Here is a 15,318-nt window from a genome sequence, read left to right as displayed (position 1 = left end):
GCCGTCCACCGAGTAGCCCTGGGCGGGACTCCAGGAGCGCAGGGTGACCAGGCCGCCGGAGCCGGCCCGGCATCCCGACGGGCTCGCCTGCGTCATGTACACCTCCGGCTCGACGGGCACGCCCAAGGGCATCGCGGTCACGCATCGCAACGTGGTGGCGCTGGCGTCCGACCGGTGCTGGACGGGGGGCGCGCACCGGCGCGTGCTGATGCACTCCCCGCCCGCCTTCGACGCCTCGACCTACGAGTTGTGGGTGCCGCTGCTCAACGGGGGTCAGGTCGTGGTCGCGCCGGAGGGCGAGGCGGATCACCAGTCGCTGGCCCGGGTGATCAGGGACAGCGGGGTGACGGGGCTGTTCCTCGCCGCGGGCCTGTTCCACCTGCTGGCCGAGGAGTCCCCCGGGTGCTTCGGGAACGTGCGCGAGGTGTGGGCGGGCGGTGACGTGGTCTCCCCCGCCGCGGTGGGCCGGGTCACCGGCGCCTGCCCCGGCACGGTCGTGGTCAACGGGTACGGCCCGACGGAGACCACGACGTTCGCCACCCGGCATCGCGCACCGGCGACCGGCGGGACGTTCCCCATCGGCCGCCCCATGGACAACACCCGGGTGTACGTCCTGGACGGCGCCCTGCGGCCGGTGCCGCCCGGCGTCGTGGGCGAGTTGCACATCGCCGGCGCGGGCGTGGCCCGCGGCTATCCGGGGCGTCCGGGGCTGACCGCCGAGCGGTTCGTCGCCTGCCCCTTCGGCCCGGCGGGCGAGCGGATGTACCGGACCGGCGACCTCGTCCGGTGGCGGGCCGACGGCGCTCTGGACTTCGTCGGCAGGACCGACGACCAGACCAAGCTCAGGGGCTTTCGCGTCGAGCCGGGAGAGGTCGAGGCGGCCGCGGCGCGGCACCCCGAGGTCGCGCGGGCGGCGGCGGTCGCGCGGGCGGCGGCGGTCGCGCGGCCGGCCGGCGCCGGGGACCGGCGGCTGGTGCTCTACGCCGTGCCGGCCGCCGGCGCGAGCCTGGACGCCGCCGCGCTGCGCGCGTTCGTGGCCGCGTCGCTGCCCGGCTACATGGTGCCCGCGGCCGTGGTGATCCTGGACACCCTGCCGCTCAACGCGAACGGCAAGGTCGATCGGCGGGCCCTGCCGGAGCCGGAACCGTCCCCGCGGGCCGAGCCGCGCGCGGCGCGCACCCCGCTGGAGAGGCTGCTGTGCGACGTCTTCGCCGACGTGCTGGAGCTGGACCGGGTCGGCGTCGACGATTCCTTCTTCGACCTGGGCGGCCACTCGCTGACGGCCTCGCGGCTGGTCGGCCGGATCCGTTCGTCGTTGCGGGTCGAGCTGCCGATCCGGGCGTTGTTCGAGACACCGACCGCGGCCGGGCTGGCCGAGACGCTTTCGAGGAGAGGAGACCTCGGTGGACGACAAGATCTTTCAGGCTGACGTCCGTGACGGGACGCAGGCGGCGGCCGAGGACTACCTGGACCGCATCTCCCGGCACGAGGTGGTGCGCGCGGTGCGCGCCTCGGCGCTGGACCTGCTGTCGGTCGCCCCCGGCGAACGCGTGCTGGACGCCGGGTGCGGGCTCGGCGAGATGTCCAGGGAGTTCGCCCGGCTGGTGGGACCGGCCGGGACGGTCACCGCCGTGGACCTGAATCCCGTGATGCTGGCCGCCGCCGAGCGCAGGCATGCCGCCGCCGAGCCGGGCGCCGGAACGGTCGCCTACCGGCTCGGCAACCTGCCCGCCCTCGGCTACGCGGACGCGTTCGACGTGGTGTGGTGCGAGCGGGTGCTGCAGCACGTGCCCGATCCCGACGCCGCCGTCCGCGCGCTGGCCGGGGCGCTGGCCCCCGGCGGGCGCGTATGCGTCGTGGACGTCGACTGGAGCGGGCTCGTCATCGACGGGGTGGAGGAGTCGCTGACCTTGCGGGTGCTGGACGCCTTCAGGGAGAAGATCTCCCATCCGGCCGTCGGGCGCACCCTGCGCCGCAGGCTCGTACGGGCAGGACTGGCCGAACCCGAGCTGCGGGCGGTCCAGGCGGTGTCCGCCTCCCTGGCGGAGGCGGCGTCCGTGGTGCCCGTGCTGGGCAGGCAGGAGTCCGGCCTGGTGCCGGAGATCGACAGGAGCGCGTGGTTCCACTCGCTGGAGCTGGCCGACGCGAGGGGCGAGCTGACCATCGCCATGCCCGTCTACCTGGCCGTCGCGGTGAAGCCGTCTTGTGGCCGGACCTGAAAGGCGTCTGCCGGGCGCGTTAAGCGGCCATCAGTGATCCATAAGACCGTTCCTGTTCGCTGTTCACCGGCGGGCCCCGGCGGCCACCGGGAACGTCCCGAACCCGATCAGGCATGAGGTTGTGGCGTGAGCATGAGCACGACAGGCACCGACGAGCAGGTGAGCGCGGATCTCCACGTGCTGGAGGACCTCGTGCGGGCCGCCCTGCGACGGGCCGCCGGGGGCGGGTGGGACGTCCGCCACCGCGCGCCGTGGACGTACGCGGCTCCCCGGCAGGCCGGGACGCGGGACCAGGGATGGAAGCTGCACGTGTCGGCGACGCCGCTGTCGGCTCCCGTCGTGCTGGCGCGGGCGGCCGAGGTGCTGGTGCGGCATCGGTGCCCGTTCAAGTATGCGGCCACGTTCGCCGACCTGACCGGGCTGCTGTCCAGGAACGTCCATCGGGGCTCGGCCGGCAAGTTCATCACCGTCTACCCCCCGGACGACGAGGCGGCGACGGCGATCGCCGAGGACCTGCACCGGGCCACGTACGGCCTGCCGGGCCCGCCCGTCCTGTCCGACCGGGCCTACCGGCCGGGCAGCCTGGTCCACTACCGCTACGGCGTGTTCTCCGCGCGCAGCGTGCTCGACAACGACGGCGTCCACAGCTCGCCGCTGACCGCCCCCGACGGCACCTGCCAGGTGGACCGGCGCAACGCCTGGTACTCGCCGCCGGAGTGGGCCGCCTGCCCGTTCGAGTCCGGTCGGGCGCCGGTGCGGACCACCGCGCCGGAGGCCGTCGAGCTGGCCGGCCGGTTCGTGGTGCGTCAGGCGATCCGCCACGGCGCCAAGGGCGGGGTGTTCCTGGCGGCGGACCGGCTCTCCGGCGCCCAGGTCGTCATCAAGCAGGCGCGCCCGCACATCAGCGCCACCCTGCAGGGCCAGGACGAACGCGACCGGCTCCGCCACGAGGCCGACATGCTGGACCTGTTCGGGCCGCTCGGTGTGACGAGCCGCAAGGTCGCCCTGTTCACGCAGGGGGACAACCTGTTCCTGGCGCAGGAACACCTCGACGGCGCCGTGCTGACCACCTGGGCGGGGCAGGCGAAGGCCGCCGGCCCGGACGGCTGGCCGGACGTGGCGCTGACCGCGGTGCGCGCGCTGGCCGGCCTGGTCGCCGCCGTGCACGAGCGGGGCTTCGTGCTGCGGGACCTGACGCCGAACAACGTCATCGTCGGCCCGGACGGCTCCTGCCGGCTGGTCGACCTGGAGATGGCCGCCGTCCCCGGCACGCCCGTCACCAAGGCCTACACCGCCGGCTACGCGCCGCCCGAGCAGGTGCGCGGGCCGATGTACGGGCCGGCCGCGGGGGCCGAGGCGGACCTGTACGCCCTGGGCGCGACGGTGCTGCACCTGGCCACGGCCTGCCGGCCGCTGCTCGGCTCCGACGAGCCGCCCGCGGGCCGCTCGTGGGACACCCGGGTGCGCGGGCTGGTCGAGGTGGCGACCGAGGGCGACGCCGTGGCCCGGGGCGGGCACGGGCCGGCGGGTCGCCGTCCTGCTCGGCGCGCACGCGCCGCTGGTCGGCCTGCTCGTGCTGTCCCGTCCCCTGATCGAGGGCGGCCGGCTGAGCGCGGGAGAGGTGGTGGGGGCGGTGACGTACCTGTTCACCGGTCTGGAGCCGGCGCTGCGCACGATCCTCGACACCCTCGGCGGGTGGGGGGTCGGGCTCGCGGCGACCACCCGGCGGATCGCCGAGACGATCGCCGTCCCCGGCCCGGTGGACCCGGCCGCCCCGGCCACCGCGACAGCCGTCCCGAACGGCCACGAGCTGCGGGCCGAACGCCTGACGTTCGCCTATGCCGCGCGGGCCACGCCGGTCGTGCGGGACCTGGACCTGACGATCGGCGAGGGCGGGCATCTCGCGGTGGTCGGGCCCAGCGGCGTCGGCAAGTCCACGCTGGCCCTGCTGATGACCGGGCTGCTCCGGCCCACCGGCGGCCGGGTGCGGCTCGGCGGACGCCCCCTGGCCTCGATCCCCGGCGCGTTGGTGCGGCGCCGGATCGCGCTGGTGCCGCAGGAGGCGTACGTCTTCGCCGGGACGGTCCGGGAGAACCTGGCGTACCTGTGGCCGCCCGGCGAGAGCCCGGACGACGAACGCCTGCACGCGTCCGCGGCCGCCGTCGGCGCCGGACCGCTCGTCGAACGGCTGGGCGGCATCGACGGGGAGATCGAGGAGCCGTCCGCGCTGTCGGCCGGGGAGCGGCAGCTCGTCGCCCTGGCCCGCGTGCACGCCTCGCCCGCCGACGTCCTGATCCTGGACGAGGCGGGCTGCCACCTCGATCCGGCCGCCGAGCTGCGCGCGGAGCTGGCGCTGGCGGCCCGCCCCGGCACCCTGGTCGTGATCGCGCACCGCATCAGCTCGGCCGCCAGAGCACGCCAGGTCCTGCTGATGGACGGGACCACCGTGCTCACCGGCACCCACCTGGAACTGATCGACCGGTCCCCCTGTACGCCGACCTGGTCGGCCGCTGGCACGACGACGGGACACGGTGACGGGACACGGTGACGGGACACGGTGACGGCAGGCCGGCGGCCCGTCAGGCCCCGGCGGCGCCGGTGCCGGCGTCCAGCACGGACTCCAGCACGGCCAGGAAGTGGTCGACCGGCCCGATGCAGGCCACCGCCGACCCCCCGGAGATGCGCCCGGCGTAGGGCAGCAGCTTCTCGTACGTCGTCCAGCAGGCCGCCACGTCGCCGGCGGCGGCCTGGGCCGCGCCCTGGAGGCAGGTCATGGTCAGCCACGACCAGTCCATCGGCGGGGCGGGCCACCCCTGCCCGGCCAGGGCCACGGCCTGGCTCCGGCGCCCCTGGGCGCACAGCTCCAGCACCCGGGCGTCGTGCTCCACGGTGGGGTGGATGCCGCTGATCAGGTCGATGAGCGGCCCGGCCTCGGCCATGGCGCCGCGCTGGTAGTACAGCATGAGGCGGCCGTTCACCGCGACGGCGCCCGCGTACCACATGCCGATCCGCTTGGCCTGCCGCTCGGCTTCGCCGTACACCGCGTCGGCCTCGGTGAACCGGCCGGCCAGGGTGAGCCGGTTGGCCCGCCACATGGTGTGCTGGAAGCGCGGCCACGGCAGTTGCAGGTCGTCGAGCAGCGCCTCGCAGCGGGCGGCCGCCAGGTCCGCCCCGGCCAGGTCGTGCATCTCCAGCCGGTAGTGGGTGTCCATCATGTGGGCGAGCAGCTCGAAGCCCGGCGTCCGGGTCCGCGCGGCCAGGCCGTGCAGCTCCTCGGCGATCTCCATGAGCTCGGCGATGTGGGTCGCCTGCGGCACGGACAACGCGCGCGCGTTCAGCGCCCGCATGAGCAGATGCGGGTCGGCGATCCGGCGGGCCATCGCGACGGCCTCGGCCGACAGCGACAGGCATCGCAGGTCGTCGTCGCTGCCGTTGTACAGTTCCTGCGCCAGGCCGCCGAGCAGCAGCGCCCGCTCGACGCTGTCGGTCGCGGGCAGCGCGCTCAGCGTGGCCTCGAACTGCTCGACCAGCCGCAGTTCCACCGGTTCGTACGGGTTGCGCAGCGTCCAGATGGCCGGCGCGTCCAGTGCGGTGAGCGCGCGGGTGGTCAGGGCGGGGTCCGCCTCGGCGCGCTGGGCGACGCGCAGGGCCTGGGCCCGCAGGTCGCGCGCGCCCATGGCGTCCCCGGCGTCCAGCAGGGCGCGCACCTGGTGCAGCAGGAGTTCCACGTGCTGGGCGGGGTCGCCGTCGCAGGCGCCGTGAGCGGCGACGGCCCGTCCCCACCAGGCGGCGGCCTCCTCGTGCGCCATGCGCCGGCTCGCCTGCCCGGCCGCCGCGCGGGCCCAGTGCGCCGTCTCCCGGTACGCCAGCGGCCCGGCCTCCACGGCGTGGTGGGCGATGACGGTCACGTCGGTGCTCGGCCTGGCGGACAGGGCCCTCATCACCTCCCGGTGGATCACGCCCCTGCGCAGCGGCGGGACGCCGGCGATCAGCGTCTCCCTGACCAGGTCGTGGACGAACGTCATGACCCCGTCGCCGCTGGTGACCAGCCCTGCCTGGGCGGCCCAGTCGAGCAGCTCGTAGGTCTGCTCCGGCCACGACGCGCAGGCCCGGAACACCTCGACGACCAGGCCGGGATCGAAGCTGCGGCCGATCAGGGCGGCCGGCTGGAGTATCTCCGTCGCCCGCGGCCCGAGCATGGCCAGCCGCCGGCGGATCAGGTCGGACACCGCGTCGGGCACGACCTCCAGGCCCTGCCCCTGCGCCATCAGCCGGACGCTCTCGCGGACGAAGAACGGGTTGCCACCGGTACGCCGGGTCAGCAGTTCGGCCGTGGAGCCGTCCACCGGGACGCCCATCTCCCGGGCGAGCGTCCCGACATCTGCGGCGTCGAGGCCGCTCAGCCGGATGCGCACGAGGTCGTAGCGGGCGAGCTGGTACAGCACCTCGCCCACCGAGAGGTTGAAGGCGTCGCCGGGAGAGGCGCCCGGGGTGATCGTCCGGTCGTCGTGCGCCGCGTCGCGAAAGGCGGTGACCAGCAGCAGCGGGCGCTCGCCCGGGTACGCCTCGGACAGCACGGCGACGTCCCTGAGCAGTTCGAGCGTGGCGGAGTCCGCCCAGTGCAGGTCGTCCAGGACGATCACCAGGGGACGGGTGCGTGCGGCCTCGACGAGCCACCGGGCGACGGCCCGGTTGCGGTGCGGCGACGCCGGCGCGCCGGTGGGCCAGTCGTCGTCCAGCAGCCCGCTCAGCGCCTGGCGCTCCGCGGGCGGCACGGTCCCGGCCAGCGCGCGCAGCACCTGGAGCCACGGCCACAGCGGCGGCACGCCCTCCCCTCCGCGGCAGCGGCCCCACAGCACCAGATGGCCCAGGTCCCCGCAGTCGTCGCGGAACGCCTGCAGCAGCCGGGTCTTGCCGATGCCGGGCTCGCCGCTGACCGCGGCGACCACGACGCCGTTGTGGTGCGCCGCGCCGGGCAGTGCCGCCAGCTCCGCCAGCCCCCGCTCGCGGCCGATCAGCCGTCCTCGCGCCGCGCGCCGGGCCTGATCGGCCCGCGCGGACGCGGCCTCACCGGTGTGCGTGGGTACCCCGGCGACCTCCGCGCCGCCGCCCGCCACCGGCGCGACGGCCTCGGGACGGACCAGGGACAGCCGCACGGGGCCCGGCTCGGGCGGCGGGGTGATCGACTGCGCCTGCCGGAGGATGTCCTTCTCCAGTTCCCGCAGCTCGGGTCCGGGATCGAGGCCGAGCTGGTCGGCGATGACCTTCCGCGCCCTGCGTAACGTGGCCAGCGCGTCGGCCTGCCGCCCGGACCGGTAGAGAGCCAGGGCGCGTAACCACCACAGCCGCTCCCGCAGCGGGTGCTCCGCCGTCTCGGACTCCAGCTCGTGGATCACCGGCTGCGGGCGGCCGACGTCCAGCAGCGCATGGGCGCGGGACTCGATCGCGTTCATGCGCAGCTCGCCCAGGCGGTTCACCTCCGCGGCGGCCCACAGCTCGTCGGCGAACTCGCCGTAGGGGACGCCGCGCCAGAGCCCGAGTGCCTCCTCCAGCAGGGGCAGCGCCTCCGCGGGCGGGCGCAGCTCGGCGTCCGTGACCAGCTTGCCGAAGCGCAGCGCGTCGACGTCCGTGGTGGCCAGGAGATAGCCGGGCCTGCGGGCCACCAGCAGCCTGGGCGGCGTGCGCGGCGCGCGTGCCGGCTCCAGCACCCGGCGCAGGTTCGACACGTAGACGTGGACGGAGCCCACCGCGGTCACCGGCGGCCTGCCCTGGTAAAGGTCCTCGATCAGCGTGTCGGTGGAGACGACCGTCCCGGCGGCGGCCACCAGCCGGGCGAGCAGGGCACGCTGCCGCGGCCCGCCGAGGCTGATCGGGCCGCGGGCGCCGAGGATCTCGAACGGCCCGAGCACCCGGAACCGCACGCCCTCCTCCCGGCCGCCCGCCTCCCCGGCCCCGCTGCCCGAGCCCTGCCGTCCGAGCCCTCCGCACCGTTCCCCATCGGCTGTCTCCTCGTGACGAGAGGTTCGCGACATCGCTCCATCGTGGCCGCTGCCCGGCCCGGTCTCGTCACTCGTGAGGGTGATGCGGAAATCAGCCCGGGGCGGGACGCGCGGCACGCCCCCGGCGGCGGGCGGGGTCGCGGGGCTCGTACCGCCAAAGTTGACGATCTTCTCAACCCACGGGCTGACGCCACCGGCAGGCCGCGGGTCCTACCGTCTTGGCAGCTCTCCGCATCGCCATGTCCCGGAACGTGCCGGGATCCCGTCATGCCTGCCACCAGGGCCGCAGCCGAGGAGCAACCGTGAGAAGACGTTGGAGCGCGGCAATCGCGAGCGTGCTCGCGCGTCCTTGCCGACCGAGCACGCCGGGCCGACCGCGGGGGCCTGCCCGGCGTGCTGGACGCTGAACCAGGTCATCCGCAGCAGCATCGCAGCTCGCGCTGGTACCAGGCCAGGCACCGGTAGCGGGGGTCTGCAACTTCTGCGGCAGTCGATGTCCACCCCCGGTTCGATGCGCCGGGGGTGGCGCCGGGGTTAGCGTGACGGGTGCCCTTCACCGCCCCGTCCCTCGTCCGGCGGGTGTTCGCGGTCCACCCGCTGCTGCTCGACGGCGCCGTGGCCCTGACGCTCGTCGTCGGCACCTGGCTGTGGGAGATGTTCGAGCCGGGCCGGGGCCGGCCCGGTGACGCCCTGTCGGTGACCTTGACCGTGCTGGTCAACGCGCCGCTGGCGCTGCGCAGGGTGACACCGGTGGCCGTGCTGCTGGTGTCGGTGGGCGCCTCGCTGGTCTACCACGTGCTGGGCTACCACCTCGGGCTCAACAGCATCGGGCCGCTGGTGGCGCTCTACTCCGTGGCCGCGCACCGGTCGTGGGCGTGGTGCGCGGCCGGTTCGGTGCTGATCGTCGTCGAGTGGACCTACGCCTCGGTGCAGCAGCCCGGCCTGGCGCTGTGGTCGGCCGCCGCGCAGTCGTGCATCGTGGCGGCCTGCGGGGTGGGCGCGGGCACCAGCGTGCGGCTGCTGTCGGAGCGCACCGCGCAGCTCGCCGACCTCGCCGCGCAGCTGCGCGCGGAGCAGGGCGCCGCCGCCCGGCGGGCGGTCACCCGCGAACGGGTGCGCATCGCCCGCGAGTTGCACGACGTCGTCGCTCACCACATGTCGGTCATCTCCGTACAGGCCGGGCTGGGGCGCTACGTGGCGCTGAGCGATCCGGCCACCGCCCACGCCACGCTGGGCGTCATCGCCGACACCAGCCACGAGGCGCTGACCGAGATGCGCCGGCTGCTGTCGATCCTGCGCATCGAGGCCCACGACGACGACGAGGGCCTCTACGCCACCGCGCCGGGCCTGCTGGCCCTCGACCCGCTGGTCGAGCGCATGCGCGGGGCGGGCGTCGGCACCGAGCTCGTCGTCGAGGGCCGGGCCCGGCCGCTGCCGTCCGGCCTCGACCTGTGCGCCTACCGCATCGTCCAGGAGTCGCTGACGAACGTGCTCAAGCACGCCGATCCCGGCCGGGTCGAGATCCACATCGGCTACGGTCCGGCCACGCTGACGTTACGCGTCAGCAACGACGGCGCCGCCGTCCAGGTGGCCGACGGGCCTTCCGGCGGCCACGGGTTGATCGGCATGACTGAACGTGTCAGGCTCTACCAGGGGTCGATCACCGCCGGGCCGCTGCCCGGGGGCGGGTTCGAGGTGCTGGCGACCTTCCCGCTCCCCGCACCCGGTGCCGACGACCGGCCGCCGTGACGACCGTGAAGCAGGTGCGAGATCAAAGTCCTCGTGGTCGACGACCAGGTGCTCATCCGCGCGGGTCTGGCCGCGCTGCTGCGCGCCGCGGGCCTGGAGGTCGTGGGCGAGGCCGCCGACGGGGAGGAGGCCGTGCGCCTGGCCGCCACGCTGCGGCCCGACGTGATCCTCATGGACATCAGGATGCCCGGCGTCAACGGCCTGACGGCGACCGAGCGCATCCTGGCCGCCGCGCACGACCCGCCGCCCAAGGTGCTCATCCTGACCACGTTCGACCTCGACGAGTACGTCTACAACGCGCTGCGCCTGGGCGCCGGCGGATTCCTGCTCAAGGACACCCCGCCCGAGCGCCTGATCGCCGCCATCCACACGGTCGCGGCGGGCGACATCCTGCTGGCCCCGGCCGCGACCAGGCGGCTGATCGAGGCGTTCACCGAGCCGCCCGCCCCGCTCCCCTCCCCCTCCCCCTCCCTCGACCGGCTCACCGGGCGCGAGACGGAGGTGCTGCGGCTGGTCGGGCACGCGTTGTCGAACAAGGAGATCGCCGAGCGGCTGTCGGTGAGCGAGGGCACGGTCAAGACGCATCTCAACCGGCTGATGGCCAAGCTGGGGCTGAGCAGCCGGGCGCAGGTGGTGGTGGTGTCGTACGACGCCGGTCTCGTCCGCCCCGGCCACCCCCTGTCCCGCCGGACGACCGCAGGCGACCAGGGCCCGGCGGATCGCCCGGACGGCTGGTAGGGCGGCGCCGGCGGTCAGCGGTCGGGCGTGAGCAGAGGCTTGACGTCGAGGATCGGGGTCGCGTCGAGCGCCTCCAGGTTGCGGACGTGCACCCGCCGGCCCTCGACGGCCAGGATGTGCACGGTGTGCAGGCCGATCGGGTTGGGCCGGTCGGGTGCGCGGGTGGCGAAGACGCCGGTGAGCGGCCGGGCGGCGTCGCCACGCGGGTGCACGGACAGGGTGTCGCGGTCGGCGCGGTCGAGCCAGGTGAGCAGCAGGACGTCGGTGCCCGGGGCCAGGCCGTCGAGGGCGGGGGCGTACCGGTCGTCGAAGACCAGCCAGGCGTCGGGGGCTCCCTCGTCGGGCTGCCGGGGCGCCGCCGTGCGATCGGTCAGTGTCGACTCGACGCGGCCGACCGGGCGCAGCGTGTGTTCGGTCACGAGTCCTGGATCTTTCCCCGTGCGGGGACGCCGGTCAAGACCGCCGATCGCCCGAACCGCGCCGCGGCCGGGTGGCGCGCCCACCGCGGGAGCCGGCGGCGCTCCCGGGCTCAATCGTCGAGCGTGAGGCCGGCGAGCTGGCCCCGGGCGGTGACGCCCAGCTTGGGGAAGGCCTTGTACAGGTGCTGGCCCACCGTGCGCGGGCTCAGGAACAGGTGCGCGGCGATGTCCCGGTTGGACAGCCCCGTGGCGGCCAGCTGCACGATCTGCCGTTCCTGCGGGGTGAGCCGCGCGAAGCGGTCCGCGCCGGTGCGGCGCGGCGCGCTCCAGCCCGTGGCGCCCAGTTCCGTACGCGCCCGCTCGGCCCAGGGTCTCCGCGGCTCGGGCGATCCTGCCGCTGCGCAGCGCGGCCTCGACCAGGTCGGGGACGTGGTGCATGGCCTGGATGCGGTTGCGGGAGCGCCCGTAGACGAGCGACTCCAGGCTGAGCAGGGCCTGCTCGGAACGTCCTTGACCGAGGTCGAGCAGGGCGAGCGCGCCCGGGTGCGCGGTGGCCGGATCCAGCGCCTCGCCCCGGACCGCCGCGAACCGGTCCAGCAGCCCGGCGGCCTGGCACGCCCACGCGGGCTGGCCGGTGTCGCCGGTGCACCGGGACGACCTCGTCGTCCGGCGGCACCCGGAGCGCGTCGAGCTGCTCGGCGGTGCGCCAGGCCATGTCGCGGTCGCCGTCGAACCAGATCATGGACGCGGCGTCGAGCAGCAGCCAGGCGGCCGAGCGCGGATCGGTGATCGCCAGATGGTCGACGCCCGCCGACAACATCGCGTGCGCTCCGGCGAGGTGTCCTTCTCCGTAGTCGGAGCAGGCGCGCACCCGGATCAGCGGCCTTCGCCGAGCTGATGTCCCGGCTCGGCTACGACCGGTACGGCGCGCAGGGCGGCGGCGGAGGCGCCGACCCCGCCCTGGAGCTGGCCCGCCAGGAGCCCGATCGGGTGGTCGGCGTGCATGTCAACGCCTGGGTCGCCTTCCCCTCGCCGGACGAGGGCGAGTTCACCGCCGACGAGCAGCGCCGCCTGGGCATCATGCAGACCTTCATGCAGGAGGGCCTGGGGTTCAACCAGATCAGGTCGACCCGCCCGCAGACCCTCGCCCACGGGCTGACCGACTCGCCCGTGGGCCAGCTCGCCTGGATCGTGGAGAAGTTCAAGGAGTGGACCGACTCCCGCGCCGAGCTGCCCGAGGACGCCTTCTCCCGCGACCGGGTGCTGACCGACGTGAGCCTCATGTGGTTCACCGCGACCGCCGGGTCGGTCGCCAACCTCTACTACGAGCTCGGCCACGACCCGGGCGCCTACGCCCCCAAGCCGCGGGTGACCGTCCCCACGGCCGTGCTGCTGGCCAAGGACGACGTGACGATCCGCCGCTTCGCCGAGCGGGACGCCGACGTCCGGCGCTGGACCGAGCTCGACCGCGGCGGCGCGTACCTGGCGCTGGAGGTGCCGGATCTGCTGGTGGCGGACGTGCGGGCGTTCTTCGCCCCGCCGGCGAGCGCCTGACCGGCGGGGCCGGAGATTCACGGGCCGCCTGATGACATCCGCATCTGGTGGGCGGCCCGCCCGGTGGGACAAGGTGGGACCGGCATTCCGCCGGCGGCGTGTCGAGAACGCGGCGCCGGCTCCGTCCTGGGAACATCGGCGGCCGGCAGGCGGCCGCGTTGACGAAGGAGGCCCGGCATGGCGATCCAGCGGATGGACAACGTGCTCATCGTCGTCGAAGACCTTGACGCGGTGATCGCGTTCTTCCTTGAGCTCGGCATGGAGCTGGAGGGCAGGGGGCCGATCGAGGGGCGCTGGGCGGAGCGGGTCATCGGGCTCGACGGCGTCCGGCAGGAGGTCGCGATGTTGCGGATCCCGGGCGGCGCCGGCGGGATCGAGCTGGCCATGTTCCACACGCCGAAGCCGATCCGCCCCGAGCCGAAGGATCCGCCGGCGAACACGCTGGGCATCCGCCGCGTCATGTTCGCCGTCGACGACGTCGAGGACGTGATCGCCCGCCTGCGCCCGCACGGCGCCGAGCTCGTCGGAACGCTGGAGCGGTTCGAGGACAGTTACCTGCTCTGCTACGTCCGCGGCCCCGAAGGGATCATCGTCGGCCTGGCCCAGGAACTCGGTCGATAACCGGGCTCTCGGCGCGTCCGCGCCGCTAGGGCCGCCGGACCGCGGCGAGGTCGAGCTCCAGCGCCACCTTCCTGGCGACCAGTCCGGCGGCGGCGTTCCACTTCACGCCCCAGTCCGTGCGGTCGATCGTGACGCCGCCCCTGAGCCGCAGCGGGCGGCCGTCCCCGTCGCCGGCCAGCTCCAGCTCCAGCGTGATCGGGTTGCTCACGCCGCGGATGCTCAGGTCCCCGGTGACCTGGAAGGCCGTCTCGCCGGTCCGCTCCACCCGGCTCGAGGTGAAGGTGATGACCGGGTGGTCGGCGTCCTTGAGGTACTTGCCGCGCAGGTACCGGTCGCGCTGCGGGTTGCGGGTCTGGACGCTGCCCGCCTGGACGGTGAGCTCGACGCTCGACCTGGACAGGTCGTCGCCGTCCAGGCGGCCGGATCCCGCGAACCGGTCGAACCACCCGCGTACGGCGGGGCCGACGGTGTGCCGGGCGACGAAGCCGATCCGGGTGCGGGCCGGGTCGAGGACGTAGTCGCCGGTCAGGTCGCGAAGGCTGCTCGTCATGCCGGTCGCTCCTGGTCCCCGGCGGGGGCCGAGCCCGGCAGCGGGCTGTCGTCGAGGTACCTGACCTCGTAGACGCGTTCGGCGAACTTCCAGCCGTCGCCGGTGCGCTGGTAGCGGTCGTGGTAGAGGGCGTGGTTCGCGTGGGAGCCGCCGTCGCGCATCCGCCCGAACTCGTATATATAGGCCCGGCCGGTCGCGGTGTCGCCGTCGATCCGGATGACGCCCGGATGGACGTTCTGCACGAAGAACTCCCAGAGGCCCTGCCCCCACTCGATCCCGGCGCGGATCGCCTCCCGGCCGACGAACTCCTTGCCGATGTGCGGCCACCGCATGACGCCGCCGGACGTGAACAGGGATTCGGCGCGGTCGTAGTCGCGGGTCATCACCGCGTCGGTGAGTTCGCCGCGCAGCGCCTCGATCTCGACGCGGTCGGCTACGGCTTGCATGTCGCTCATGTGGATCTCCCCCTCGCTCAGGTGGTGCGTCCAGCATCGAGGCCGGTCGGAGGCCGAACAAGGTAGGGTTCGTGGGGCAATCCATAACATGGGGGTTATCCGTGGAGCTGAGGGACATCGAGATCTTCCTGACGCTCGCCGAGGAACTGCACTTCGGCCGTACCGCCGGGCGGCTGCGCGTCTCGCAGGCGCGGGTCAGCCAGGCCATCAGCAGGCAGGAACGGCGCATCGGCGTGGCGCTGTTCGACCGCACCAGCCGGCGCGTGGCCCTGACCCCGGTCGGCCGCCGCCTGCGGGAGGATCTGCGGCAGGCCTACGACCTGCTCCAGGAGGGGCTCGCCCGGGCCGAGGCCGCGGGGGTCGGCGCGGGCCGCACCCTGCGCCTGGGCGTGTTCGGCCATGCCGGCTACGAGCTGCGCCCGCTCGTCGACGCCTTCCGCGCCCGTCACCCCGGCGCCGACGTCCGGTTCAGCGAGGTCACCGGCGGCGACCCGTTCGCCGCCCTGCGCGCCGGGGACGCCGACGCACACGTGTTGTGGTTGCCGGTGGCCGAACCCGACCTGACCGTCGGCCCCACCGTGCTCGTCACCGGCCGGGTGCTGGCGGTGTCGGCCGGGCATCCGCTCGCCGGGCGGGGCGGCGCGTCGCTGGAGGACCTGGCCGACGAGCATGTCGTCGACCTGGGCCCCGCCGCCCCGGAGTACTGGGTCGCCTCCATGGTCCCCACCCGCACGCCGCTGGGCCGCCGCATCCCCCGCGGGCCCGTCGCGCGCACGTTCCACGAGATCCTCGCCCTGGTCGCCGCCGGGCAGTGCGTCCATCCGCTGGGCGAGATCGCCGCCCGCTACAACCGGCCGCCCGGCGTCGTCTTCGTGCCGCTCCACGACGCCCCGGCTCTCCGGTTCGCCCTGGTCTGGTCGTCCACCGCCGACAGTCCCGCCGTCCGCGCGCTGGCCAGGACCGCCGCCGACCTCGGCCCGCTCCCGCTCGGCGGGAGCGGCGAGCCGGGCTGAG

Annotated in this window: 16 protein-coding genes and 1 pseudogene; 10 read left to right on the top strand and 7 right to left on the bottom strand. The window is 74.6% G+C overall.

What is annotated here, in order from left to right:
• The first annotated feature begins 43 nt into the window (after window positions 1-43).
• Both ABZ444_RS43335 and ABZ444_RS43330 read left to right on the top strand, forming a co-directional pair.
• Window positions 44-1,429, top strand: coding sequence for a non-ribosomal peptide synthetase (locus tag ABZ444_RS43335; RefSeq protein WP_358010020.1), 1,386 nt, complete (start codon window positions 44-46; stop codon window positions 1,427-1,429).
• Window positions 1,404-2,219 (top strand): methyltransferase domain-containing protein, encoded by an 816-nt coding sequence (locus tag ABZ444_RS43330; RefSeq protein WP_358010019.1) that lies wholly within the window; start codon window positions 1,404-1,406, stop codon window positions 2,217-2,219. Before ABZ444_RS43335 ends, ABZ444_RS43330 begins: the two co-directional genes overlap by 26 nt.
• A 596-nt stretch (window positions 2,220-2,815) precedes the next feature.
• Here ABZ444_RS43330 and ABZ444_RS43325 read toward each other — a convergent pair.
• Window positions 2,816-2,983, bottom strand: a complete 168-nt coding sequence (locus ABZ444_RS43325) for a hypothetical protein (RefSeq protein ID WP_358010018.1) — start codon at window positions 2,981-2,983, stop codon at window positions 2,816-2,818.
• Here ABZ444_RS43325 and ABZ444_RS43320 point away from each other — a divergent pair.
• Window positions 2,973-3,587, top strand: a pseudogene (locus ABZ444_RS43320) (hypothetical protein); the annotation flags it as partial. The gene ABZ444_RS43325 and the pseudogene ABZ444_RS43320 sit on opposite strands and share 11 nt — an antisense overlap.
• On the opposite strand, the gene ABZ444_RS43315 reads toward ABZ444_RS43320, so the two are convergent.
• A complete protein-coding gene (locus tag ABZ444_RS43315) occupies window positions 3,518-3,676 on the bottom strand; it encodes a hypothetical protein (RefSeq protein WP_358010017.1) in 159 nt (52 codons plus the stop codon). The pseudogene ABZ444_RS43320 and the gene ABZ444_RS43315 sit on opposite strands and share 70 nt — an antisense overlap.
• A 116-nt stretch (window positions 3,677-3,792) precedes the next feature.
• Here ABZ444_RS43315 and ABZ444_RS43310 point away from each other — a divergent pair, with 116 nt between their 5' ends.
• Entirely contained in the window at window positions 3,793-4,767 is a 975-nt protein-coding gene (locus ABZ444_RS43310) for an ABC transporter ATP-binding protein (RefSeq protein ID WP_358010016.1), read from the top strand.
• A 31-nt stretch (window positions 4,768-4,798) separates the two neighbouring features.
• Here the strand turns inward: ABZ444_RS43310 and ABZ444_RS43305 are convergent, their stop codons facing one another.
• Complete coding sequence (locus ABZ444_RS43305) at window positions 4,799-8,251, bottom strand: BTAD domain-containing putative transcriptional regulator (RefSeq protein ID WP_358010015.1); 3,453 nt, start codon at window positions 8,249-8,251, stop codon at window positions 4,799-4,801.
• A 513-nt stretch (window positions 8,252-8,764) separates the two neighbouring features.
• Between ABZ444_RS43305 and ABZ444_RS43300 the strand changes: the two genes are divergently transcribed.
• Window positions 8,765-9,967, top strand: a complete 1,203-nt coding sequence (locus ABZ444_RS43300) for a histidine kinase (protein WP_358010014.1) — start codon at window positions 8,765-8,767, stop codon at window positions 9,965-9,967.
• 33 nt (window positions 9,968-10,000) lie between these two features.
• Entirely contained in the window at window positions 10,001-10,705 is a 705-nt protein-coding gene (locus tag ABZ444_RS43295; RefSeq protein WP_358010013.1) for a response regulator transcription factor, read from the top strand.
• Window positions 10,706-10,719: 14 nt separating this feature from the next.
• Here ABZ444_RS43295 and tsaA read toward each other — a convergent pair whose 3' ends face one another.
• Window positions 10,720-11,124: a tRNA (N6-threonylcarbamoyladenosine(37)-N6)-methyltransferase TrmO gene (gene tsaA, locus ABZ444_RS43290; RefSeq protein ID WP_358010012.1), complete on the bottom strand. Its 405-nt coding sequence runs from the start codon at window positions 11,122-11,124 to the stop codon at window positions 10,720-10,722.
• A 110-nt stretch (window positions 11,125-11,234) separates the two neighbouring features.
• A complete protein-coding gene (locus tag ABZ444_RS43285; protein WP_358010011.1) occupies window positions 11,235-11,387 on the bottom strand; it encodes a helix-turn-helix transcriptional regulator in 153 nt (50 codons plus the stop codon).
• A gap of 287 nt (window positions 11,388-11,674) precedes the next feature.
• Between ABZ444_RS43285 and ABZ444_RS43280 the strand changes: the two genes are divergently transcribed.
• From ABZ444_RS43280 to ABZ444_RS43270, 3 genes are all read left to right on the top strand, one after another.
• A complete protein-coding gene (locus ABZ444_RS43280; RefSeq protein ID WP_358010010.1) occupies window positions 11,675-12,022 on the top strand; it encodes a hypothetical protein in 348 nt (115 codons plus the stop codon).
• The gene (locus tag ABZ444_RS43275; RefSeq protein WP_358010009.1) at window positions 12,022-12,678 is read left to right on the top strand and encodes a hypothetical protein; all 657 of its coding nucleotides are present in this window, start codon (window positions 12,022-12,024) and stop codon (window positions 12,676-12,678) included. Before ABZ444_RS43280 ends, ABZ444_RS43275 begins: the two co-directional genes overlap by 1 nt.
• Window positions 12,679-12,855: 177 nt before the next feature.
• Entirely contained in the window at window positions 12,856-13,299 is a 444-nt protein-coding gene (locus ABZ444_RS43270) for a VOC family protein (protein WP_358010008.1), read from the top strand.
• A gap of 25 nt (window positions 13,300-13,324) precedes the next feature.
• Here the strand turns inward: ABZ444_RS43270 and ABZ444_RS43265 are convergent, their stop codons facing one another.
• Complete coding sequence (locus ABZ444_RS43265) at window positions 13,325-13,849, bottom strand: YceI family protein (protein WP_358010007.1); 525 nt, start codon at window positions 13,847-13,849, stop codon at window positions 13,325-13,327.
• Entirely contained in the window at window positions 13,846-14,304 is a 459-nt protein-coding gene (locus ABZ444_RS43260; protein ID WP_358010006.1) for a nuclear transport factor 2 family protein, read from the bottom strand. Before ABZ444_RS43260 ends, ABZ444_RS43265 begins: the two co-directional genes overlap by 4 nt.
• Before the next feature lie 101 nt (window positions 14,305-14,405).
• On the opposite strand from ABZ444_RS43260, the gene ABZ444_RS43255 reads away from it, so the two are divergent.
• On the top strand, window positions 14,406-15,317 hold the full coding sequence (locus ABZ444_RS43255) for a LysR substrate-binding domain-containing protein (protein ID WP_358010005.1): 912 nt from the start codon (window positions 14,406-14,408) through the stop codon (window positions 15,315-15,317).
• Window position 15,318: the final 1 nt, after the last annotated feature.

This window comes from Nonomuraea sp. NPDC005730, assembly GCF_040630865.1.
GTDB lineage: Bacteria > Actinomycetota > Actinomycetes > Streptosporangiales > Streptosporangiaceae > Nonomuraea.
Note: the sequence above shows the minus strand (reverse complement) of the source record. Positions and strands in the feature narration are given on the sequence as shown.